Origin of the sequence: Streptomyces lydicus (assembly GCF_004125265.1) — a bacterium.
Taxonomy (GTDB): domain Bacteria; phylum Actinomycetota; class Actinomycetes; order Streptomycetales; family Streptomycetaceae; genus Streptomyces; species Streptomyces lydicus_C.
The window spans coordinates 1,163,518-1,190,044 of the sequence record NZ_RDTE01000003.1 but is presented as its reverse complement, the minus strand read 5'-3'; the positions used below and the strand labels follow the sequence as shown (position 1 = coordinate 1,190,044).

At 71.0% G+C, this 26,527-nt stretch carries 1 protein-coding gene; it reads left to right on the top strand.

All coding sequences use genetic code 11. The annotated features are described in order from the left end of the window. Position 1 precedes the first annotated feature (1 nt). Positions 2 to 26,512, top strand: a complete 26,511-nt coding sequence (locus tag D9V36_RS41445) for a type I polyketide synthase (RefSeq protein WP_431357652.1) — start codon at positions 2 to 4, stop codon at positions 26,510 to 26,512. Positions 26,513 to 26,527: the final 15 nt, after the last annotated feature.

Genomic DNA, 26,527 nt, shown 5'->3' with positions numbered 1-26,527 from the left:
GGTGAGCGACAGCCGAAAGAATGAAGACAAGCTCGTTGAGAACCTTCGCTGGGTGACCGGCGAACTTCGCCAAGCCAGGCAGCGCCTGCGCGAGGCGGAGGAGCGGGAGGCGGAGCCGATCGCGATCATCGGGATCGGCTGCCGCTTCCCCGGCGGGGTGCGCAGCGCGGACGCGCTGTGGCACCTCGTCTCCTCGGGAGTGGACACCGTCGCGGACTTCCCCGCCGACCGGGGCTGGGACCTGGGCACGCTCTTCGACGACGACCCGGACAAGCGCGGTACGTCGTACGGGCGCGAGGGCGCGTTCCTTGAGGACGCGGCCGAGTTCGACGCGGGCCTCTTCGACATCTCGCCGCGCGAGGCCCTCGCCATGGACCCGCAACAGCGGCTGCTGCTGCAGACCTGCTGGGAGGCGTTCGAGCGCGCCGGGATCGATCCGACGTCGCTGCGCGGCAGCCGTACGGGAGTCTTCGCCGGCACCAACGGCCAGGACTACGGCACGCTGATGCTCGCCAACCCGGACGTCTCCGACGGCTACCTGGGAACCGGCAGCGCGGCCAGCGTGATGTCCGGACGCATCAGTTACGTCTTCGGCCTCGAAGGCCCCGCGGTGACCGTGGACACCGCGTGCTCGTCGTCGCTGGTCGCCCTGTACATGGCGATCCAGGCGCTGCGCCGGGGCGAGTGCTCCCTCGCGCTCGCCAGCGGCGCCACCGTGATGTCGACACCCACGGCGTTCGTCGAGTTCAGCCGCCAGCGCGGCCTCGCCCCGGACGGGCGCTGCAAGGCGTTCGGCGCGGGCGCGGACGGCACCGGCTGGGGCGAGGGCGTCGGCGTGCTCCTCGTGGAGCGCCTTTCGGACGCGGTACGCAACGGGCACGAGGTCCTCGCGGTCGTACGAGGCTCCGCCGTCAACCAGGACGGCGCGTCCAACGGCCTGACGGCACCGAACGGTCCGTCGCAGCAGCGGGTGATCCGTCAGGCCCTCGCCCAGGCAGGGCTGACCACGGCCGATGTGGACGTGGTCGAGGCGCACGGTACGGGTACGAAGCTGGGTGACCCGATCGAGGCGCAGGCGCTCCTCGCCACGTACGGGCAGGGGCGTGACGCGGACCGGCCGCTGTGGCTGGGGTCGGTGAAATCCAACATCGGTCACACCCAGGCCGCTGCCGGTGTCGCCGGGATCATCAAGATGGTCATGGCGATGCGCCATGGTGTCCTGCCCCGCACCCTGCACGCCGACGAGCGGTCCCCGCACGTCGACTGGACGGCGGGCGCGGTCGAGGTGCTCACCGAGAGCCGCGCGTGGGAGGCCGACGGCCGCCCGCGCCGGGCAGGTGTGTCGTCGTTCGGTGTCAGCGGTACCAACGCGCACGTCATTCTGGAGCAGGCCCCGGAGCCGGCGCAGTCTCCGGATGCCGAGCAGCCTGCTGCCGCCCCTCTGCTGCCGTACGTGCCGCTGCTGCTGTCCGCTCGGTCGGCGGCCAGCCTGCGCGGCCAGGCCGAGCGGCTGCACGACCTGCTGAAGACGGCCGACCAGGGGCAGCGGGACCGAGAGCTGGTCGACACCGCGTTGTCGTTGGTGACGACGCGGGCGGTGCTGGAGCACCGGGCGGTGGTGTTGTCCCCGGACCGTGAGACGGCTTTGGTCCGGCTGGCGGAGCTCGCCGGTGGTGGTTCCGGGGCGGGTGTGGTGTCCGGTGTGTCGGTGCCGGGGAAGACGGCGTTCTTGTTCACGGGGCAGGGGGCGCAGCGGGCCGGGATGGGGCGGGGGCTGTATGCGGCGTTCCCGGTGTTCGCGGGGGTGTTGGATGCGGTGGCGGAGCGGTTGGACTCCCTGTTGGATCGTCCGTTGCGTGATGTGCTCTTCGGTGACGGGGAGTTGATCGATCAGACGGTTTACACGCAGGCGGGGCTGTTCGCGCTGGAGGTTGCTCTCTTCCGGCTGTTGGAGTCGTGGGGCGTCACCCCTGACTACCTGCTGGGGCATTCGATCGGTGAGTTGGCTGCCGCGCATGTGGCGGGTGTGCTGTCGCTGGATGATGCGTGTGCGTTGGTGGCGGCGCGGGGTCGTCTGATGCAGGCGCTGCCTGCCGGTGGGGCGATGCTGGCCGTCGAGGGCGTGGAGTCCGAGGTCGCGGAGGCCCTGGCTTCGTACGAGGGTCGCGTCAGCATTGCTGCGGTCAACGGGCCCAGCTCGCTCGTGGTGTCCGGTGACGCGGATGCTGTTGCGGAGCTTGAGGTTGTGTGGCGTGAGGCGGGTCGTCGGGTCAAGCGGCTGACGGTCTCGCACGCCTTTCACTCACCGTGCATGGACGCGATGTTGGATGAATTCGCTGCTGTGGCAGCAGAGCTGACCTTCCATGCCCCGCAGCTGCCGATCGTTTCCAACGTGACCGGGAAGCTCGCCGACGCGGACGAGATCCGGACCCCGGGTTACTGGGTGAGGCATGTCCGCGAGGCGGTGCGTTTCGCTGACGGCGTGGCCACCCTGCGTGGCAAGGGCGTCAGCCGCTTCCTGGAGCTGGGCCCCGACGGCGTACTCACCGCCATGGCTCAACAGACCGCCACCGACGCGGCCGTCGCCGTTCCCGCCATGCGAGGCGACCGCGACGAGACCGAAGCACTGTTCACCGCCCTCGCCCAGCTGCACGCGCACGGTGCGCGGATCGACTGGGCCGCGCTGCTGCAGCCGTACGGCGGCAAGCGGGTGGACCTCCCCACCTACGCCTTCGACCTTCGGACGTACTGGCCCGACGCCCTTCCCACGACCGGCGACGTCACCGCCGCGGGTCTCGGCGCCGCCGACCATCCACTGCTCGGAGCGGCGGTCACCCTGGCGTCCGGCGACGGCGTACTGCTCACCGGCCGCCTCGCCACGAGCACGCACCCCTGGCTGGCCGACCACACCGTGCACGGCCAGGTCGTCTTCCCGGGCACCGCGTTCGTCGAACTCGCCCTGCACGCGGGCGAGCAGGCCGGTTGCCTTCGGCTCGACGAACTGACCCTCGAAGCCCCCCTGGTCCTGCCCGGCAATGACGCTGTGCACCTCCAGGTCGGCGTCGGCGTACCGCAGCAAGACGGCACCCGCACGGTCGAGATCTACTCCCGCCCCGAATCCCGCACCGAGGGCGACGACGAGACCTGGGTACGACACGCCACCGGTCTCCTGACCTCCGACACCGCCGCCCCGGCCGGGGCGGCGGATGACCTGACCGCCTGGCCGCCCGCCGGCGGCGAGCCCGTCGACCTCACCGACTTCTACGCCCGAGCCGCGGAGGCGGGCTTCGCGTACGGCCCGGTGTTCCAGGGGCTCCGTGCCGCTTGGCGGGCAGGTGACGTGCTGTACGCAGAGGTCGAACTCCCCGAGAACGCACGGCGCGACGCCGCCCTGTACGGACTGCACCCCGCTCTGTTGGACACTGCCCTGCACCCGACGGGGCTGCTGGGCCCGGCGGGAGTGCCGTTCGCGTGGCAGGGAGTCTCCCTGTACGCGGTGGGGGCGACCGCGCTGCGGGTACGGCTGTCGCGTTCCTCGGATACGGGCCAGGACGGCTTCTCGTTGCTGCTGGCCGACGGTACGGGCACGCCGGTCGCGCGAGTGGACTCGCTGGTGCTGCGGTCGGTGTCGGCGCAGCAGTTCGCCGTGGAGGCGGATGTCGACGGGTTGTATGGGGTGGAGTGGGCTCGGGTTGTGGTGCCTGAGGGTGCCGATGTTGGTGGGTCTGTTGGGTTGTGTGCGCTGGGTGAGTTGGTGGGTGTGTCGGGTGGGGATGTGGCGGTGTGGTTGCCGTCGTTGTCGTCGTCCGGTGGGCTTGGTGAGTGTGTGGGTCGTGTTCTTGGGGTTGTTCAGTGGTGGTTGGGTCAGGAGGGTTTTGGGGGTTCGCGGTTGGTGTTGTTGTCGCGTGGTGCGGTGGATGTGGGTGATGGCCGTGCGGTGGCGGATCTGGCTGCTGCTGGTGTGTGGGGTCTGGTGCGTTCGGCGCAGTCGGAGCATCCGGGGCGTCTGGTGCTGGTGGATGTGGATGATGTGGAGCCTTCGGCGGAGCAGCTTGCTGCTGTGTTGGGTGTGGATGAGCCCCAGCTTGCCTTGCGTGGTGGTGTGTTGTGGGCGCCGCGTTTGGTGAGGGCGTCGTCGCTTCCGGTGTTGGCTCTTCCGGTGGGGGAGCGGCAGTGGCGTTTGGAGGGTTCTGAGCGGGGCGCGCTGGAAGACCTCGCGCCGGTTGCGGTGGGCTTGCCGGTGGTGGGCGAACTCGCTCCTGGGCAGGTGCGGGTTGGTGTGCGTGCGACGGGGGTGAACTTCCGTGACGTGTTGGTCGCTCTTGGTTCGTATCCGGATGCCACTGCTCTGATGGGTTCTGAGGGTGCGGGTGTGGTCCTGGAGGTCGGTCCCGGTGTTGAGGGGTTGGTGGTTGGGGACCGGGTCTTCGGGCTGTTCAACGGTGGTTTCGGTCCGGTGGTGGTGGTTGATCGGCGTTTGGTGGCGCGGGTGCCGGTGGGGTGGTCGTTCGTGCAGGCGGCGTCGGTGCCGATGGCGTTTTTGACGGCGTATTACGGGTTGGTGGATCTGGGTGGTCTGGGCTCGGGTGAGTCGGTGCTTGTGCATGCGGCTGCTGGTGGTGTGGGTATGGCTGCTGTGCAGTTGGCGCGGCATTTGGGTGCTGAGGTGTTTGCGACGGCGAGTGTGTCGAAGTGGCCGGTCGTGGAGGGTCTCGGGGTTTCGCGTGAGCGGATCGCTTCCTCTCGTGATCTGTCGTTCGAGGACGCTTTCCGTGAGCGGCTGGGCGGGCGTGGTGTTGATGTGGTCCTCAATGCTTTGGCGGGGGAGTACATCGATGCGAGTGCCCGGTTGTTGGGGGAGGGTGGTCGGTTTGTCGAGATGGGCAAGGCCGATCTTCGCGACGCTGGTTCCTTCGCGGACGGGGTTGCGTATAGGGCGTTTGATCTCTTCGATGCGGGTTTGGATCGGTTGGGCGAGATGCTCGCCATCGTTGTGGATTTGTTTGAGCGGGGTGTGTTGTCGCTGTTGCCGGTTCGGGCGTGGGATGTGCGGGAGGTGGTGTCTGCGTTCCGGTTGATGAGCCGGGGTGGGCATGTCGGCAAGAACGTCCTTACCTTCCCTCGTCCTCTCGACCGTGACGGCACTGTTTTGATCACGGGTGGTACGGGTGCGTTGGGTGGTTTGTTGGCCCGGCATCTGGTGACTGAGTACGGGGTGCGTCATCTGGTGCTGACCAGTCGTCGGGGCGGGGATGCTCCGGGTGCTTCCGACCTCCTCACGGAGCTGCGGGGCCTGGGTGCTGAGGTTGTTGCGGTGGCGTGTGACGTCTCTGACCGCGAGGCCCTGGCGGCTGTGCTGGATGGGATTCCGGCTGAGCATGCCCTGACGGGCATCGTGCACACCGCCGGTGTGGTGGATGACGGTGTCTTTGCGTCGATGACGCCTGACCGACTGGCTGCCGTCTTCGCGCCGAAGGCTGACGCGGCGTTGCATCTGCATGAGCTGACCGCTCACCTCGACCTGGCGATGTTCACGCTGTACTCGTCGATCGCGGCGACCTATGGTTCGCCGGGTCAGGCCAACTACGCTGCCGCCAACGCCGTTCTCGACGCCCTCGCTCATCACCGTCGGGCTCATGGCCTGGCGGGTCAGTCGCTGGGTTGGGGCCTGTGGGAGCAGGTCAGCGGGATCAGCGGTCACCTCAACGAGGCCGATCTCGCCCGGATCGAGAAGCTGGGCGGAGGGCTGTCCACCGCGGACGGTCTCGCGCTGTTCGATGCCGCGCTGGCCTCGGTTCCCGCCCACGTACTGCCGGTACGGCTGAACCTGTCCGGAATGAAGGACCGGGCCGAGGTGCCGGCGCTGTTCCAGGGCCTGGTCCGGACACCGCTGCGGCGTGCGCTGGCGGCGGCCGGGGTGGACGGTTCGTCGCTCGCCGGGCGGCTGGCGGGGCTGTCGGTTGTGGAGCAGGAGCGGCAGCTGACCGCTCTGGTGCTGGGCGAGGTCGCGGGCGTGCTCGGCCACGCCTCGGGTGAGGCTATCGAGGCGGGCCGTGCGTTCAAGGAGCTGGGCTTCGATTCGCTGACCTCGGTGGAGTTGCGTAACCGCGTCAACGCCGCGACCGGCCTGCGGCTGCCCGCCACCCTCGTCTTCGACCACCCCACCCCCACCGCGCTTGCTGAGCATCTGCGCGGTGAACTGGTGGGAGCGGACGTGGCCGCAGCGGTGCGCTCGGCGGTCGCCGTGCCACTGGACGACGATCCGGTGGTGATCGTCGGCATGAGCTGTCGGTTCCCGGGAGGCGTCACTTCCCCCGAGGACCTGTGGCGGCTCGTGCTATCCGGTGCGGATGCGATCGGGGACTTCCCGACGGACCGTGGCTGGGACCTTTCCGCTCTGCTCGACGTGGAGTCCGGTGAAGCTGGTACCTCCAGCACGCGGCAGGGCGGCTTCATCTACGACGTGGGCGAGTTCGACGCCGCACTGTTCGGGATCTCGCCGCGCGAGGCACTCGCGATGGACCCCCAGCAGCGGCTGCTGCTGGAATCCTCCTGGGAGGCGTTCGAGCAAGCGGGCGTTGCCCCGCTGTCCCTGTGCGGCGAACAGGTGGGTGTCTTCATCGGCGCCGCTGCCTCGAACTACAGCGTGGGCTCGGCCTCCGCCGACGCTCAGGGCGAGGTCGAGGGACACCTGCTCACCGGCACGCTGACCAGCGTGGCGTCGGGCCGGATCGCGTACACCTTCGGGCTGGAGGGCCCGGCGATGACGGTCGACACCGCGTGCTCGTCCTCTCTCGTCGCCTTGCACCTCGCCGTGCAGGCGCTGCGCTCCGGCGAGTGCGACATGGCCCTGGCCGGCGGTGCCACGGTCATGGCGACGCCCGGAATCTTCACCGAGTTCAGCCGGCAGAACGGTGTCGCGGCGAACGGCCGCTGCAAGTCCTTCTCGGCCGACGCCGACGGCACCGGCTGGGCCGAAGGTGCGGGCATGCTGCTGGTGGAGCGGCTGTCGGACGCCCGGCGACGCGGGCACGAGGTCCTCGCGGTGGTGCGGGGTACGGCGATCAACCAGGACGGCGCGTCCAACGGGCTGACGGCTCCCAACGGCCCGTCCCAGCAGCGCGTCATCCGCCAGGCCCTCGCCAACGCCCGGCTGACCCCCGCCGAGGTGGACGCGGTCGAGGCGCACGGCACCGGTACGGCGCTGGGTGACCCGATCGAGGCGCAGGCGCTCCTCGCCACGTACGGTCAGGACCGCGACGCGGACCGGCCGCTGTGGCTCGGCTCGATCAAGTCCAACATCGGGCACGCGCAGTCCGCCGCCGGTGTCGCGGGCATCATCAAGATGGTCATGGCCATGCGCCACGGGGTCCTGCCGCAGACCCTGCACGCCGACCAGCCCTCCCCGCACATCGACTGGTCGTCGGGTGCCGTGGAGCTGCTCATCGAGAACCGTCCGTGGGAGGCGGAGGGCCGGTCGCGCCGGGCAGCTGTGTCGTCGTTCGGCGTCAGCGGCACCAACGCCCACGTCATCATCGAGCAGCCCGAGCAGAAGGAATCCGCACCGGCAGCGCCGCCCGTGCAGCCCGCTCCGGCACGCCTGCCGTGGTTGCTCTCCGCGAAGTCCGAGGCAGCGTTGCATGCCCAGGCCGGCCGCCTGCGGTCGTTCGTGGCGGACCACGAGGACCTGAACCTCCTCGACGGCGCCAAGTCGTTGGCCACCACCCGGACGGCGCTGGAACACCGTGCCGCGATCGTCGCGGCCGACCGCACGGAGCTGCTGGCGGCACTGGCCGCGCTGGCCGAGGGCGGTCAGGGCGCTGTGACGGGCCTGACGACCCACGGCAAGACGGCCCACGGCAAGACGGCATTCCTCTTCACGGGGCAGGGGGCGCAGCGGGCCGGGATGGGGCGGGGGCTGTACGAGACGTTCCCGGCCTTCGCGGAGGCGCTGGACGCGGTGGCGGAGCGGTTGGACTCCTGGCTGGACCGGCCGTTGCGGGAGGTTCTCTTCGGTGACGGGGAGTTGATCGATCAGACGGTTTACACGCAGGCGGCGCTCTTCGCGCTTGAAGTGGCCCTGTTCCGGCTGCTGGAGTCGTGGGGTGTCACTCCGGACTTCCTGCTGGGGCATTCGATCGGTGAGTTGGCTGCTGCGCATGTGGCGGGTGTGCTGTCGCTGGACGATGCGTGCACGCTGGTTGCCGCGCGGGGTCGGTTGATGCAGGCGCTGCCTGTCGGCGGAGCGATGCTGGCTGTCGAGGGTGTGGAGTCCGAGGTCGCGGAGGCGCTGGTCTCGTACGAGGGCCGTGTCAGCATCGCGGCGGTCAACGGGCCCACCTCGCTCGTGATCTCCGGCGACGCGGATGCCGTCGCGGAGCTTGAGGCGATGTGGCGCGAGGCAGGCCGGCGGGTCAAGCGGCTGACGGTTTCACACGCTTTCCACTCGCCGCGCATGGACACCATGCTCGACGAATTCGCGGCTGTGACCGGTGAGTTGACCTTCCAGGCGCCGCGGATACCGATTGTCTCCAACGTGAGCGGTATGCTCGCCGACCCCGACGAGATCCGCACCCCGGGTTACTGGGTGCGTCACGTCCGCGAGGCGGTCCGCTTTGCCGACGGTGTCCGGTATCTGACCGATCAAGGCGTGACCACGCTCGTCGAGCTCGGCCCGGACGGCGTCCTTTCCGCCATGGCTCAGCAGGCCGTCACCGATGCGGCCGTCGCCGTTCCCGCCCTGCGCGGTGACCGCGACGAGACCGAAACGCTCTTCACCGCCCTCGCCACCGCCCACACCCACGGCACCCCCGTCGACTGGGCCGCGCTCTTCGCCCCGTACGGCGCACGCAAGGTCGCCCTGCCCACGTACGCCTTCCAGCGTCGACGCTACTGGCTGGAGGGTGGCGCCCATGAAGCACAGCCGACCTCCACCGATGTCGCCGAGGCCACCTTCTGGGCGGCGGTGGAGTCCGAGGACCTGGGTTCGGTGGCCGCCACCTTGGGTGTGGACGCGGGCAGTGGTCTCAACGCCGTGCTGCCGGCCCTGTCCGCCTGGCGGCGCGGGCAGCAGGACCGGGCGACCGTCGACAGCTGGTCGTACGAGATCGTGTGGCGGCCCCTGACCGACGTGTCCGGCACAGTGGGCGGTGGACGTTGGCTGATCGTGACGGGCCCGGAGACGTCCGACGACGAAACGGTGGTGCGTGTCCTGCAGGATGCGGGTGCCGAGGCCGTCACCGTCGCAGGGGACGGCGAACGCGCCGTTCTCGCGCAGCGGCTGGCCGAGGCGGCCGAGCGGGACCTCCCGTTCACGGGTGTCGTTGCTCTTCCGACCGCCGGTCCCGTGCCTGCGGTCGACGGCACGGGCCCCGTCGGCCGGGCCCTCGTACTCCTCCAGGCCCTCGGTGACGCGGGCATCGACGCCCCGCTCTGGTGCCTGACCCGCGGCGCGGTGTCCGTCGGGCACGCGGATCCGGCCCCCGGGCCGGAGCAGGCGCAGGTGTGGGGCCTGGGCAGGGTGGCGGCGCTGGAGCACCCGCGCCGCTGGGGCGGCCTCGTCGACCTGCCCGAGGTGCTGGACGACCGGGCCGCCGCCCGGCTGGTGGCGGTGTTCGCGGGCGGCTCGGGCGAGGACCAGCTCGCGCTGCGCGGCTCGGGTGTCTTCGGGCGCCGGCTGCGGCCGGTGCCGCGGACCCGGGCCGGAGTAGGGCGCGAGGAGTGGCAGCCGCACGGCACGGTTTTGATCACCGGCGGCACGGGTGCGCTCGGCGGGCAGGTCGCCCGCTGGCTGGCCCGGCGGGGTGCCCAGCACCTCGTACTGACCGGCCGGCGCGGCCCGGACACCCCGGGCGCCTCCGAACTGATCGCGGAACTGGCCGAGCTGGGCGCGGAGGCCGTGGCCGTCGCGTGCGACGCGGCCGACCGCGAGGCCATGGCTGCCGTCCTGGCGGCGATCCCGGACACGTACCCGCTGACCGGCGTCGTCCACGCCGCGGGCGTCGTGGACGACAACGAGATCGACGCGCTGCGGCCGGAAGGCATGGAGACGGTCTTCCACGGCAAGGTGCGTGCCGCCCTCGTCCTCGACGAGCTGACGGCCGACCTGCCCCTCGAGGCATTTGTGCTGTTCTCCTCCATCGCCGGAGTGTGGGGCAGCGGAGGCCAGGCCGCCTACGCCGCCGCCAACGCCGCCCTCGACGTCCTCGCGGAGAGCCGCAGGGCACGCGGCCTGGCCGCGACCGCCATCGCCTGGGGGCCGTGGGCTGCCGCGGGCATGGCCGCCCGCGGCGAGGCCGCCGACTACCTGCGCCGCCGGGGGCTGCGGGCCCTGCCGTCGGAGCTCGCCGTCGTGGCACTGGGCCAGGCAGTCGGACGCGAGATCTCCGGGCACGGGGCCTCCGGGCGCGACGCGTCGTCCCCCTGTGTGACGGTGGCCGATGTGGACTGGGCGCGGTTCGCCGAAGTGTTCACCGCTGCTCGCCCCAGCAGGCTGTTCGCCGAGATCCCGGCGGCTGTCGCCGTGGGTGAGGACCAGGCACAGGGCGACGGTACGGGCGACTCGCCCGCCGACCGGCTGCGTCGACGGCTCTCCCTGATCTCGCCGGCCGAGCGGTCCCGGCACCTGCGCGACCTCGTACGCGACCAGGTGGCCGGCGTGCTCGGTTACCCGGACCCGGGCGCGATCGAGACTGCCGCGTCCTTCGCGGACCTGGGCTTCGATTCCCTCACCGGAGTCGAACTGCGCAACCGCCTGGTCGCGGACACCGGCCTCCCCCTGCCCGCCACGCTGGTCTTCGACCGTCCGAGCATCGAGGCACTGACCGGCTACCTGGCCGAACTGCTCGCCGCGCTGGAGGCGCCGGCCGCTGTGGCGGAGCACGCCTCCGCCACAGGGGCGCCCTTCGCCCCGGCAGCCGTGGACGAACCGATCGCGATCGTCGCCATGAGCTGCCGGCTCCCCGGCGGCGTCGCCTCCCCGGAGGAGCTGTGGGAGCTCGTCGTGTCCGGCACCGACGGAATCTCCGACTTCCCCGAGGACCGCGGCTGGGATCTCTCCGGCGAGGATCTCTCGTACGCACGGACCGGCGGCTTCCTGCACGACGCCACCGACTTCGACGCGGAACTCTTCGGCATCTCCCCGCGCGAGGCCCTCGCCATGGACCCGCAGCAGCGGGTGCTCCTGGAGACCGCGTGGGAGACGTTCGAGCGCGGCGGCATCGACCCTCGGTCGGTGCGCGGCGAGCAGATGGGCGTGTTCATCGGCGCCTCCAACTCCGGTTACGGAACCGGGTCCCAGCACTCCGACGAGGTGGACGGCCACCTCCTGACCGGCAGCGCCAACAGCGTCATTTCGGGCCGCGTCGCCTACGCCTTCGGGCTCGAAGGCCCCGCGGTGACCGTGGACACGGCGTGCTCGTCGTCGCTGGCCGCCCTGCACCTCGCCGTCCAGGCACTGCGCAACGGCGAGTGCGCGTCCGCGCTCGCGGGCGGTGTGGCCGTGCTGACGACGCCGGTAGCGTACGCCGAGTTCAGCAAGCAGGACGGGCTGGCGGCGGACGGCCGCTGCAAGCCGTTCGCCGAGGCCGCCGACGGTACGGGATGGTCCGAGGGCGTCGCCGTGGTGCTCGTGGAACCGCTCTCCGAGGCCCGCCGCAAGGGGCACGACGTGCTCGCGGTCGTACGGGGTTCGGCCATGAACTCCGACGGGGCCTCGAACGGCCTGACCGCCCCCAACGGCCCCTCCCAGCAGCGCGTCATCCGTGCTGCCCTGACCGGCGCCGGACTGACGTCCGCCGACGTGGACGCCGTCGAGGGCCACGGCACGGGCACCCGGCTCGGTGACCCGATCGAGGCGCAGGCCCTGCTCGCCACGTACGGCCGGGGGCGGGACGCGGACCGGCCGCTGTGGTTGGGCTCGCTGAAGTCCAACATTGGTCACACGCAGGCCGCTTCCGGGCTGGCCGGCGTGATCAAGACGGTCATGGCGATGCGGAACGACGTGCTGCCCCGGACGCTGCATGTGGACGCGCCGTCGTCGCACGTGGACTGGTCGGCGGGCGCGGTCGAACTGATCACGGAGAACCGAGCCTGGGAGGCGGCCGATGGACGGCCGCGCCGGGCAGGTGTGTCGTCGTTCGGTATCAGCGGCACCAACGTGCACACGATCCTGGAGGAGGCGCCGGCGGACGAGCCGGTCGAGCCGAGGACGGGTGTCGTTCAGGCCGCCCCCGTACTGCCGTGGCTGCTCTCGGGCCGGTCGCAGGCCGCGCTGCGACAGCAGGCGGAGCGCCTGGGTGCCCTGTTGAGTGAGGCTCCGGAGTTGCGGCTTGCCGATGTCGCGGGCTCCCTGGCCACCACGCGTGCCACGCTCGAACACCGTGCGGTGGTGCTGGGTTCGGACGCCGACGACTTCCGTCGGGGGCTCGCGGACCTCGCGGCCGGGCGTACCGGTGGCGGTGTCGTCAGCGGGGTGGCGAGCCCGGGGAAGACGGCGTTCCTGTTCACGGGGCAGGGGGCGCAGTGGGCTGGGATGGGTCGGGGGTTGTATGCGGCGTTCCCGGTGTTTGCGGATGCTTTGGATGCGGTGTGTGCGCGGATGGACGGTTCCTTGCAGCATCCGTTGCGTGATGTGCTCTTCGGTGACGGGGAGTTGATCGATCAGACGGTTTACACGCAGGCGGGATTGTTCGCGCTGGAGGTTGCTCTCTTCCGGCTGCTGGAGTCGTGGGGGCTTACGCCCGACTTCCTCCTCGGGCATTCGATCGGTGAGCTGGCTGCCGCGCATGTGGCGGGTGTGTTGTCGCTGGATGACGCGTGTGCGTTGGTGGCGGCGCGGGGTCGGCTGATGCAGGCGCTGCCTGTCGGCGGAGCGATGCTGGCTGTCGAGGGTGTGGAGTCCGAGGTCGCGGAGGCGCTGGTCTCGTACGAGGGCCGGGTGAGCATCGCGGCGGTCAACGGGCCGACCTCGGTGGTGGTGTCCGGTGACGCGGATGCTGTCGCGGAGCTTGAGGCTGGGTGGCGTGAGCAGGGCCGGCGGGCCAAGCAGCTGACGGTTTCACACGCTTTCCACTCGCCGCGTATGGACACCATGCTCGACGAATTCGCGGCTGTGACCGGTGAGTTGACCTTCCAGGCGCCGCGGATACCGATTGTCTCCAACGTAAGCGGTACGCTCGCCGACCCCGACGAGATCCGCACCCCGGGTTACTGGGTGCGTCACGTCCGCGAGGCGGTCCGCTTTGCCGACGGTGTCCGGTATCTGACCGATCAGGGCGTGACCACGCTCGTCGAGCTCGGCCCGGACGGCGTCCTTTCCGCCATGGCCCGGCAGAGCGTCGACACCGCAGCGCTTCCCGTGCTGCGCGGCGACCGCGACGAGGTGCGTGCGCTCGTCGAGGCGGTCGGCGGGGCACACGTGCGCGGCGTGCCGGTGGCGTGGAAGGCGGTGTTCGCGGACTGGCAGGGATGCAGGATCGACCTGCCGACGTACCCGTTCCAGCGTCGGCGGTACTGGCTCGAGCCGTCCGCACCTTCCGTGGCGGCAGGGTCGGAAAGCAGCGCCTACGAATCCGAGGAAGGGTTCTGGGCCGCGGTCGAGAACGAGGACCTGACGGCACTCGCAGCGGAGCTGCGGCTCGACGCGAACGAGGCCGGCAACGGACTCGGCGCCCTGCTGCCCGCGCTGTCCGCGTGGCGGCGCGGCCGCCGCGACGAGGCGGTCGTGGACGGCTGGAGTTACCGGGTGGGCTGGCAGGCGCTGCCCGCCCACGGCCGGGCAACTGTGGACGGCCACTGGCTGATCGTGGTCCCGGAAGGGGCCGATGCGGCCGACGTCGTCGACGCGTTGCGCGAGGGCGGGGCCGGGACCGAGATCCTGACCGTGCCGGAAGGCACCGGACGGGAAGCACTGGCCGGCATCGTGGGCGAGCGGTCCGGAGCAGACCCGACCGGAGTGCTTTCGCTCCTGGGCGCCGCCGACCTGCTTGTGCTCCTCCTGGCCCTGAAGGACGCCGGGATCGACGTCCCCGTCCGGGGCCTCACCCGGGGCGCGGTGTCCGTCGGTCGCTCCGACCGGCTGACGCACCCCGCAGGTGCCCAGGTATGGGGTCTCGGCCGGGTCGCCGCGCTGGAGTACCCGCAGCGCTGGGGCGGACTGATCGACCTGCCCGCACTGCTGGACGACCGCACCGCGCCCAGGTTCGTGGCCGCGCTGGGCGCCGACACCGGCGAGGACCAGGTCGCGATCCGCGGCTCCGGCAGTTTCGGCCGCAGGCTGCGCCGCGCCGTGCCCGGCGCCCCCGTCCGTACGAAGGCCGCGCAGCCGGTCTGGCGGGCCGACGGCACCGTACTCATCACCGGTGGCACCGGTGCGCTGGGCGGCCACGTGGCCCGCTGGCTCGCCGGACAGGGCGTGCGCCGACTGCTGCTCACCAGCCGCCGCGGCCCCGCCGCACCGGGCGCCGCCGAGCTGGTGGCGGAGCTGGCCGAGGCCGGTACCGAGGCCCTCGCGGTCGCTTGTGACGTGGCCGACCGCGAAGCGCTCGCCGCCTTGCTCCGGCAGCACTCGGTCACCGCCGTGGTGCACGCCGCCGGTGTCGTCGACACCCGGCCGCTCGCGCAGACCACGCCCGAGCAGTTCGCCGAAGTGGTACGGGCGAAGGCGACCGGAGCCGTACACCTGGATGAGCTGCTGACCGACACCGAGTTGGACGCGTTCGTGCTGTTCGCCTCCATCTCCGGCATCTGGGGCAGCGCCGGGCAGGCTGCCTACGCCGCCGCCAACGCCGCCCTCGACGCGCTGGCACAGGCCCGCCGCGCCCGTGGTCTCACCGCCACCTCCGTGGCCTGGGGTCCCTGGGCGGAGGCCGGCATGCTGGCCGACACCGCCGAGGCCGAGGACTACCTCACCCGTCGCGGCCTGCTCCCCATGCGCCCCGAACTGGCCGTGTCCGCGCTCGCCCGGGCCCTGGCCGACGACGAGACCACCCTCACCGTGGCCGAGGTCGACTGGACACGCTTCGCCCCCGCCTACACCTCCGCCCGGCCCAGCTCCTTCCTCTCGGCCCTCCCCGAAGCGGCCGCGCACACCGCCGCCCAGGACGGCCCGGGGCAGGAGTCGGACTCCGAGTTCGTACGCCGCCTCGCCGGGCTCTCCCCGGCCGAGCGGCTGCACGAGACGTCCGCGCTTGTGCGGGCCGAGACCATGGCGGTGCTGCGGCACACCGACCCCGGTGCAGTGGACGCCGAACGCCCCTTCAAGGGCCTCGGCTTCGACTCGCTGACCGCCGTCGAACTCCGCGACCGGCTGACCGCCGCGACCGGCCTGCGACTGGCCGCGAGCCTCGTCTTCGACTACCCGACCGCCGCCGCGCTCTCCGCGCACCTGGCCGGGCAGCTGGCCGAGGAATCCGGCTCGACGCGCGCCACGAAGGAAGCTCCGGCGGGCCCGCCGGCCCTCGGCACCGACGAGCCCATCGCCATCATCGGCATGAGCTGCCGCTTCCCCGGCGGGGTCGGCTCGCCGGAGGACCTGTGGCGGCTGCTCGGCTCCGGTGCGGACGCCCTTGGCGGCTTCCCGACCGACCGCGGCTGGGACCTGGCCACGCTCTTCGACACCGACGACGACCCGGACAAGGTCGGCACCTCCTACGTCCGCGAGGGCGGATTCCTGACGGACGCCGCCGACTTCGACGCGGCCCTGTTCGGCATCTCGCCGCGCGAGGCCGTCGCGATGGACCCGCAGCAGCGGCTGCTCCTGGAGACGGGCTGGGAGGTCTTCGAACGGGCCGGTATCGACCCGCGCTCGCTGCGCGGCAGCCGCACCGGTGTCTTCGCGGGCACCAACGGCCAGGACTACAACCGCCTCACCGCCTTTGCCTCGGACGCCAGCGAGGGCCATCTCGCCACCGGTAGTGCGGCGAGCGTCATGTCCGGCCGCCTCGCCTACTCCTTCGGTCTGGAGGGCCCGGCGGTCACCGTCGACACCGCCTGCTCCTCCTCCCTGGTCGCCCTGCACCTCGCGGTGCAGGCACTGCGCAACGGCGAGTGCGCACTCGCACTCGCCGGAGGCGTGACGGTGATGGCGACTCCGGGTGCGTTCATCGAGTTCAGCCGCCAGCGCGGGCTCGCGGCCGACGGCCGCTGCAAGGCGTTCGCAGCGGCGGCCGACGGGACCGGGTGGTCCGAGGGCGTGGGCATGCTGCTCGTGGAGCGGCTGTCGGATGCCCGTCGCAACGGTCACCAGGTGCTCGCGGTGGTGCGGGGTTCGGCCGTCAACCAGGACGGTGCGTCGAACGGTCTGACGGCGCCGAACGGTCCGTCGCAGCAGCGGGTGATTCGGCAGGCGTTGGCGAATGCGGGGTTGTCCGCGGTCGACGTGGACGTGGTCGAGGCACACGGCACGGGTACGAAGCTGGGTGACCCGATCGAGGCGCAGGCGCTCCTCGCCACGTACGGTCAGGACCGCCCGGCCGACCGGCCCCTGTGGCTCGGCTCGATCAAGTCGAACATCGGTCACACGCAGGCCGCTTCGGGCGTAGCGAGCGTGATCAAGATGGTCATGGCGATGCGGCATGGAGCGCTGCCCCGAACGCTGCACGTGGACGCGCCGTCGCCGCATGTGGACTGGACGGCGGGTGCGGTTGAGCTGCTGAGGGAGGAGCGGGTGTGGCCGGCGGTCGGGGACCGGCCGCTGCGGGCCGGCATCTCCTCGTTCGGCATGAGCGGCACCAACGCCCACGCCATCCTGGAACAGGCCTCGGCCACGCCAGAGACCGTCGAGGCACAGGACACCTTCAACTCGCCGCCGAGCGTGCTGCCGTGGGTCCTCACCGGCCACTCCGAGGCCGCACTGCGGGCTAGCGCCGAACGACTGGCGACGTTCGTCGCCGCCGACCCGGCGCTGCGCCCCCAGGACATCGGCCTGTCACTCGCCACGACCCGCGCGGCGCTGGAACACCGCGCCGTTGTACTCGCGGGAACGCACGAGGGCTTCCTCGACGCCCTGCGGAACCTGGGGGAGTCGGGCGCCGGTGCAGTAAGCGGCGTGGCGAGCCCGGGGAAGACGGCGTTCCTGTTCACGGGGCAGGGGGCGCAGCGGGCCGGGATGGGTCGGGGGCTGTATGCGGCGTTCCCGGTGTTTGCGGATGCGTTGGATGCGGTGTGTGCGCGGATGGATGGCGCTCTGGAGCGTCCGTTGCGTGATGTGCTCTTCGGTGACGGGGAGTTGATCGATCAGACGGTTTACACGCAGGCGGGATTGTTCGCGCTGGAGGTTGCTCTCTTCCGGTTGCTGGAGTCGTGGGGTGTCACTCCTGACTTCCTGCTGGGGCATTCGATTGGTGAGTTGGCTGCTGCGCATGTGGCGGGTGTGTTGTCGCTGGATGATGCGTGTGCGTTGGTGGCGGCGCGGGGTCGGTTGATGCAGGCGTTGCCGTCCGGTGGGGCGATGCTGGCTGTCGAGGGTGTGGAGTCCGAGGTCGCGGGGGCGCTGGTCTCGTACGAGGGCCGGGTGAGCGTTGCTGCGGTCAACGGGCCGACCTCGGTGGTGGTGTCCGGCGACGCGGATGCGGTCGCGGAGCTTGAGGCTGGGTGGCGCGAGGCAGGCCGGCGGGTCAAGCGGCTGATGGTCTCGCACGCCTTCCACTCGCCGCGCATGGACGCGATGCTCGACGAGTTCGCTGCCGTAGCAGCAGAGCTGACGTTCCAGGCGCCTCGGATTCCGGTCATTTCCAATGTGACGGGGCGGCCCGCCGATCCGGAGGAGATCCAGACCCCCGGCTACTGGGTCCGTCACGTCCGCGAAGCCGTCCGCTTCGCCGATGGTGTTCAGTGCCTGCACGACCGGGGCGTTACGACACTCCTGGAACTGGGCCCTGACGGGGTGCTGACGGCAATGGCTCAGCAGTCCGCCGATCTCCTCGCTGTCCCCGTCCTGCGGGGCGACCGCGACGAGACCGAGGCGCTGTTCACGGCGCTTGCCACTGCTTACGCGCACGGAACCGCCCTCAACTGGATCGATGTGTACGCCACGTGGGGCGCTCGTACGGTGGAGCTGCCGACCTACAGCTTCCAGCGCGAGCGCTATTGGGCGAGCGGCCCGAGCGGACCGGGCGATGTCGCAGGGGCCGGGCTCGCCGCCACCGGGCACCCGCTGCTGGGAGCAGAGGTGTCGCTCGCGTCGGGTGCGGGAGTGGTGTTGACGGGACGGCTCTCCGTCACGGACCAGTCGTGGCTGGCCGACCACACCGTGCACGGCCAGGCCGTCTTCCCAGGCACCGCGTTCGTCGAGCTCGCCCTGCGCGCGGGCGAACAGGCCGGCTGCGGCCGACTGGCCGAACTCACCCTGGAGGCACCGCTCGTACTTCCCGGACCCGGGCGCGGAGCCGTCCAGGTCCAGGTGAGCGTGTCCGGCGAGGCCGGCGCGGACGACCGTACGGTGGAGATCCACTCCCGACCCGACGGTGCCGCCGACGCCGGCTGGACCCGGCACGCCGCCGGTGTGCTCACGCACGAGACCGCTTTGCCCGACGAGGCCGAGGCACTGACGTGGCCGCCGGCGCAGGCCGAAACGTGCACCCTGGAGGGCATGTACGAGGGGCTGGCGGCGGCCGGGCTGGACTACGGTCCCGCGTTCCGGGGTGTGCGTGCTGCCTGGCGGTCCGGTGAGTCGGTGCTGGCCGAGGTCGTCCTTCCGGAGGGCGAGCAGGCGCAGGTCGGTTCCTATGGGATGCACCCGGCGCTGCTCGACGCTGCCCTGCACGCCCTCGTCGTCGGCGGACTGCTGGACGACGCCGAGTCCGTGCGCCTGCCGTTCTCGTGGACCGGCGTCACACTGCACGCGGCAGCCGCCACCGAACTGCGCGTCAGGCTGGCCCCGGCCGGCCCCGACGCGGTCTCCCTGCGCGCCTACGACGCTTCGGGCGCCCTGGTCGTCACGGTCGAATCGCTGGTGCTGCGCGCGGTGTCCGGACGGCAGAGCGCCGCCCACACAGGTGCGGACGGGTTGTATGGGGTGGAGTGGGGTCGGGTTGTGGTGCCTGAGGGTGCCGGTGTTGGTGGGTCTGTTGGGTTGTGTGAGTTGGGTGAGTTGGTGGGTGTGTCGGGTGGGGATGTGGCGGTGTGGTTGCCGTCGGTGTCGTCGTTGTCGTCGTCGGGTGGGGTTGGTGAGTGTGTGGGTCGTGTTCTTGGGGTTGTTCAGTGGTGGTTGGGTCAGGAGGGTTTTGGGGGTTCGCGGTTGGTGTTGTTGTCGCGTGGTGCGGTGGATGTGGGTGATGGCCGTGGGGTGGTGGATCTGGCTGGTGCTGGTGTGTGGGGTTTGGTGCGTTCGGCGCAGTCGGAGCATCCGGGGCGTTTGGTGTTGGTGGATGTGGATGAGGTGGAGCTTTCGGCGGAGCAGGTTGCCGGGTTGTTGGTGACGGGTGAGCCGCAGCTTGCTTTGCGTGGTGGTGTGTTGTGGGCGCCGCGTTTGGTGAGGGCGTCGTCGCTTCGGGTGGTGGCTCTTCCGGAGGGGGAGGGGCAGTGGCGTTTGGAGGGTTCTGGCCGGGGTGCGTTGGAGGATGTTGCGCCGGTTCCGGTGACGCTTTCTGCGTTGGCGCCGGGTGAGGTGCGGGTTGGTGTGCGTGCGACGGGGGTGAACTTCCGTGACGTGTTGGTCGCTCTTGGTTCGTATCCGGAGGCTGATGCGTTGATGGGTTCTGAGGGTGCGGGTGTGGTCCTGGAGGTCGGTCCCGGTGTTGAGGGGTTGGTGGTTGGGGACCGGGTCTTCGGGCTGTTCAACGGTGGTTTCGGTCCGGTGGTGGTGGTTGATCGGCGTTTGGTGGCGCGGGTGCCGGTGGGGTGGTCGTTCGTGCAGGCGGCGTCGGTGCCGATGGCGTTTTTGACGGCGTATTACGGGTTGGTGGATCTGGGTGGTCTGGGCTCGGGTGAGTCGGTGCTTGTGCATGCGGCTGCTGGTGGTGTGGGTATGGCTGCTGTGCAGTTGGCGCGGCATTTGGGTGCTGAGGTGTTTGCGACGGCGAGTGTGTCGAAGTGGCCGGTCGTGGAGGGTCTCGGGGTTTCGCGTGAGCGGATCGCTTCCTCTCGTGATCTGTCGTTCGAGGACGCTTTCCGTGAGCGGCTGGGCGGGCGTGGTGTTGATGTGGTCCTCAATGCTTTGGCGGGGGAGTACATCGATGCGAGTGCCCGGTTGTTGGGGGAGGGTGGTCGGTTTGTCGAGATGGGCAAGGCCGATCTTCGCGACGCTGGTTCCTTCGCGGACGGGGTTGCGTATAGGGCGTTTGATCTCTTCGATGCGGGTTTGGATCGGTTGGGCGAGATGCTCGCCATCGTTGTGGATTTGTTTGAGCGGGGTGTGTTGTCGCTGTTGCCGGTTCGGGCGTGGGATGTGCGGGAGGTGGTGTCTGCGTTCCGGTTGATGAGCCGGGGTGGGCATGTCGGCAAGAACGTCCTTACCTTCCCTCGTCCTCTCGACCGTGACGGCACTGTTTTGATCACGGGTGGTACGGGTGCGTTGGGTGGTTTGTTGGCCCGGCATCTGGTGACTGAGTACGGGGTGCGTCATCTGGTGCTGACCAGTCGTCGGGGCGGGGATGCTCCGGGTGCTTCCGACCTCCTCACGGAGCTGCGGGGCCTGGGTGCTGAGGTTGTTGCGGTGGCGTGTGACGTCTCTGACCGCGAGGCCCTGGCGGCTGTGCTGGATGGGATTCCGGCTGAGCATGCCCTGACGGGCATCGTGCACACCGCCGGTGTGGTGGATGACGGTGTCTTTGCGTCGATGACGCCTGACCGACTGGCTGCCGTCTTCGCGCCGAAGGCTGATGCGGCGTTGCATCTGCATGAGCTGACCGCTCACCTCGACCTGGCGATGTTCACGCTGTACTCGTCGATCGCGGCGACCTATGGTTCGCCGGGTCAGGCCAACTACGCTGCCGCCAACGCCGTTCTCGACGCCCTCGCTCATCACCGTCGGGCTCATGGCCTGGCGGGTCAGTCGCTGGGTTGGGGCCTGTGGGAGCAGGTCAGCGGGATCAGCGGTCACCTCAACGAGGCCGATCTCGCCCGGATCGAGAAGCTGGGCGGAGGGCTGTCCACCGCGGACGGTCTCGCGCTGTTCGATGCCGCGCTGGCCTCGGTTCCCGCCCACGTACTGCCGGTACGGCTGAACCTGTCCGGGCTGAAGCGCAGGGGCGACGTACCGGCACTGCTGCGCGGCCTGGTCCGGGCGCCGAAGCGGCGTGCGACGACTGCCGCCCTGGACCGTTCGTCGCTCGCCGGGCGACTTGCCGGCCTGCCTGTTTCCGAGCAGGAGCGTCAGCTGACGGCCCTGGTACTCGGCGAGGTCGCGGGCGTGCTCGGCCACGCCTCGGGTGAGGCTATCGAGGCGGGCCGTGCGTTCAAGGAGCTGGGCTTCGATTCGCTGACCTCGGTGGAGTTGCGTAACCGCGTCAACGCCGCGACCGGCCTGCGGCTGCCCGCCACCCTCGTCTTCGACCACCCCACCCCCGCCGCACTGGCGGAGCGGCTGCGCGACGACCTCGTGGCCACGGAAACGGCGTCGGTTCCGACGGTCGTGCGCACGCAGAAGCCGGTCGAGGACGACCCGATCGTCATAGTCGGCATGAGCTGCCGCTTCCCGGGCGGCGTCGCTTCACCGGACGACCTGTGGCGCCTCGTGGAATCCGGCACGGACGCAGTAGGGGAATTCCCCACCGACCGCGGCTGGGACCTCACCGCACTCTTCGACACGGAGACCGGCCAGGCCGGTACCTCGGCCACGCGGCAGGGCGGCTTCGTCCACGGCGTGGACGAGTTCGACGCGGGACTGTTCGGGATCTCGCCGCGCGAGGCTCTGGCCATGGATCCGCAGCAGCGCCTGCTCATGGAGAGCGCCTGGGAGGCGTTCGAGGAGGCGGGCATTGCCCCGCTGTCGCTGCGCGGCGAGCAGGTGGGTGTCTTCATCGGCGCCGCTGCCTCGAACTACGGCGTGGGCTCGGCCTCCGCCGACGCCCGGGGCGAGGTCGAGGGGCACCTGCTCACCGGCACCGCGTCGAGCGTGGCGTCGGGCCGGATCGCGTACACCTTCGGGCTGGAGGGCCCGGCGATGACGGTCGACACCGCATGCTCGTCCTCCCTCGTCGCCCTGCACCTCGCCGTGCAGGCGCTGCGCAACGGCGAGTGCGACATGGCCCTGGCCGGCGGTGCCACGGTCATGGCGACGCCCGGTATCTTCACCGAGTTCAGCCGGCAGAACGGTGTCGCGGCGAACGGCCGCTGCAAGTCCTTCTCGGCCGACGCTGACGGCACCGGCTGGGCCGAAGGCGCGGGCGTCCTCGTGGTCGAGCGCCTTTCGGACGCGGTACGCAACGGACACGAGGTTCTCGCGGTCGTGCGGGGTTCGGCCGTCAACCAGGACGGCGCGTCCAACGGGTTGACGGCGCCCAACGGCCCGTCCCAGCAGCGCGTCATCCGCACTGCTCTCGCCAATGCCGGACTCGGGGCGCACGACGTCGACGCCGTCGAGGCGCACGGCACCGGCACCGCGCTGGGTGACCCGATCGAGGCGCAGGCGCTCCTCGCCGTGTACGGCCAGGACCGGACCGAGGGCAACCCCCTGTGGCTCGGCTCGATCAAGTCCAACATCGGGCACGCGCAGTCCGCCGCGGGCATGGCCAGCGTGATCAAGATGGTCATGGCGATGCGCCACGGCGTCCTGCCGCAGACCCTGCACGTGGACGAACCGTCCCCGCACATCGACTGGTCGTCGGGCGCCGTGGAACTCCTCACCGAGAACCGCCCGTGGCCGCGGACTGCGCGCCCGCGTCGGGCCGGCGTCTCCTCGTTCGGCGTCAGCGGCACCAACGCCCACGTCATCCTGGAAGGCGCGCCTGAGCACCAGTACGCACCGGCCGAGGAGCAGCCCGCCCGCACCGCTCCGGCGTACCTGCCGTGGCTGCTCTCCGCGAAGTCCGAAGACGCCCTGCGTGCCCAGGCGGGTCGTCTCCATGCGCTGCTCGCCCGTGACCCTGCCCTGTCCGTCGAGAGCGTGGCGCTGTCCCTGGCCACCACGCGGACCGCGCTGTCGTACCGGGCAGTCGTCCTGGCCCCGGACGCGGACGGCTTCGCCTACGCGCTGGCCGCGCTGGCGCAGGGCCGACGGGAGGATGCTGTCGTCCTCAGTACGGCCGAGCCCGGTGGTATCGCGTTCCTGTTCACGGGGCAGGGGGCTCAGCGAGCCGGAATGGGAAGCGAGTTGTACGACGCGTTCCCGGTCTTCGCTCAGGCGCTGGACGCGGTCCTCGAGCGGCTGGACGGGCAGCTGGAGCAGTCGCTGGGGGATGTGCTCTTCGGCGACGGGGAGTTGATCGATCAGACGGTTTACACGCAGGCGGGATTGTTCGCGCTGGAGGTTGCTCTCTTCCGGTTGCTGGAGTCGTGGGGGCTTACGCCCGACTTCCTCCTCGGGCATTCGATCGGTGAGCTGGCGGCCGCGCACGTCGCCGGAGTGCTGTCGCTGGACGACGCGTGCACGCTGGTCGCGGCGCGGGGCCGGCTGATGCAGGCGCTGCCCGTCGGCGGGGCCATGCTCGCCGTCGAGGGCGAGGAGTCCGAGGTCGCGGAGGTGCTGTCCTCGTACGAGGGCCGGGTGAGCATCGCGGCGGTCAACGGGCCGACCTCGCTCGTGGTGTCCGGTGACGCGGATGCGGTCGCGGAGCTGGAGACCGCGTGGCGCGCCGAAGGCCGGCGGGTCAAGCGGCTGACGGTTTCACACGCTTTCCACTCGCCGCGTATGGATGCGATGCTCGATGAATTCGCTGAAGTGGCACGTGGGTTGACCTTTCATGCCCCGCGCATTCCGATCGTCTCCAACGTCGCGGGCAATCTCGCCGACGCGGACGAGATCCGGACCCCGGGTTACTGGGTGAGGCATGTCCGCGAGGCGGTACGTTTCGCCGATGGCGTCCGGTACCTGCACGCCCAGGGTGTCACCCGCCTCTTGGAGCTCGGCCCGGACGGCGTCCTTTCCGCCATGGCCCAGCAGAGCATCGACGTCACCGCGATTCCCGTGCTGCGCGGCGACCACGAGGAGGTCCGGACGCTGTTCACCGCTCTCGCGACCGTGCACGTCCACGGTGCCGGGGTCGACTGGGCCGCCGTCCTCGCCCCGTACGGCGGACGCAAGGTGGCCCTGCCGACGTACCCCTTCCAGCGACGGCGCTTCTGGCTCGCCACGGCTGCCGAGGCGGCCGAAACGGATGGCCGTACGGGGGCGGGGCCGGCGGTCGTGGACAGCGCCGAAGCCGCGTTCTGGGCCGCCGTCGAGAGCGAGGACCTGGCGTCCGTCGCGAGCACGCTGAAGATCGGCCTCGCGGAAGGCCCCGGCGACGGTGCGGGGCTGAGCAGCGTGTTGCCCGCCCTGTCGGCGTGGCGCAGGGAACGACAGGATCTGGCGGCTGTCGACGCGTGGCGCTACCGCGTCACCTGGACGCCGGTGACCCCGGCACCGGAGGTGTCGGCACCCGGCGCCTGGATCGCCGTCACCTCGGCGGAACGCGGGCCGGACATCGGGTCCGGGGCCGTCGCCGCCCTGCGTGAACACGGCGGCCGGGTCTTCGAGGTGACGGTCGGCGCCGACATGGACCGCACCACCCTCGCGGGTCTGCTGAAGGAAGCGGCGGACCGGGCCGGGGGAGACGTCACCGGCGTACTGTCCCTGCTCGCCTCCGCCGCGACGCCCGCCGTCGCGACGCCCTCCACCGCCACGCCCGCCGCCACGACGTCCGTCCTCACCACGGCCACCCCCCTCGACAGGTCGCTGCTCCTGGTCCAGGCTCTCGGCGACGCCGCGCTCGGCGCCCCCCTGTGGTGCCTGACCAGCGGCGCGGTCGCCGTCGGCCCGGCCGAGGCCCCGACCTCTCCCGACAGTGCCCAGCTCTGGGGACTCGGCAGGGTCGTGGCACTGGAGCACCCCGACCGCTGGGGCGGCCTCGTGGACGTGCCCGCCGCACTGGACGAACGCACCGCCGCCCGGTTGGTCGCGGTCCTCACCGCAGGCACGGGCGAGGACCAAGTCGCGGTGCGGGACGCCGGAGCCTTCGCGCGAAGGCTCGAGCATGCCGCCCCGGCCGAGGCCACGGCCCAGGATGCCCCGTGGCGTCCGGGCGGCACCGTCCTGATCACCGGCGGCACTGGTGGGCTCGGCGGACAGGTGGCCCGACGGCTCGCGGCGCGGGGCGCCGTACACCTCGTACTCACCAGCCGGCGGGGCCCGGATGCTCCGGGTGCACCCGACCTCGTCGCAGAACTGAGGGGGTTGGGGGCCGAAGTGACCGTGGTCGCCTGCGACGTCTCCGACCGGGACGCGCTCGCCGGCGTACTCGCGCGGCATCCGGTCACCGCCGTGGTTCACACGGCTGGTTCGACCGGTTCGACGTCGCTGGCCGAGCTGACCGCCGACGAGCTGGCCGGGACGCTGCGCGCCAAGGTGGCGGGCGCCCGGAACCTGCACGAGCTGTTGGCCGGTGCGGACCTGGACGCGTTCGTGCTGTTCTCGTCGATCGCCGGCGTGTGGGGCAGCGGCGGCCAGGCCGCCTACGCCGCCTCCAACGCCTACCTCGACGCGCTCGCCGCGCAGCGCCGCGCCGAGGGCCTGCCCGCCACGTCGGTGGCCTGGGGGCCCTGGGCCGGCGCGGGCATGGCCACGTCGGAGGAGACCGTCGCGTATCTGCGGCGGCGCGGGCTCGGCGCGCTCGAACCCAGGCTGGGGATCAGGGCGTTCGAGCTGGCGGTCGCGGCGCAGGACCCCTGCGTGACGGTGGCCGACGTCGACTGGGAGCGGTTCTTCCCGCTGTTCACCTCGGCCCGCCCCAGCCCGTTCCTCGGTGAACTGCCCGAGGTGCGCGCCCTGACGGCACCGCCCGGCACGCACGCGGGAACCGCTCACGCCGGAACGCGGTCGCCCGGCGCGGACGGCGGCAGGGGGCTGACGGAGCAGGGCGAGCGCCTGGCCTCGGCGACCGGCGCCGCCCGCGAGCGGATGCTCCTCGAGCTCGTACGCGGCGAGGTGGCGTCGGTGCTCGGCCACGACAGCGCGGTAGCGCTCCCGGCCACGGTCGCATTCAGCGATCTCGGCCTGGACTCGCTCACCGCCGTGGAGATCCGCAACCGGCTGACGGAGGCCACCGGCCTCGCCCAGCCGTCCACCCTGGTCTTCGACTACCCGACACCGGCCGCCCTGGCCGCGTATCTGAGCACCGAGCTCGGCGGGGAGGACGACGCGGACTCCGTTGCCGAGCCGGAGGACGAAGCCCGGATCCACCGGACCCTGGCTTCGCTTCCCCTGTCCTCGCTGCGTGAGGCCGGTGTGCTGGACGTGCTGCTCCAGCTCGCCGATGCAACGGCCCCCCGGACTGAGCAGGACCCCGAAACCGACCCGGAATCGATCGACGACATCGACGGCATGGATGTCGACGCGCTCATCGAGACCGCTCTCGGCAACAACACGGACTTCTGAGAGCGCTTGAGCGCG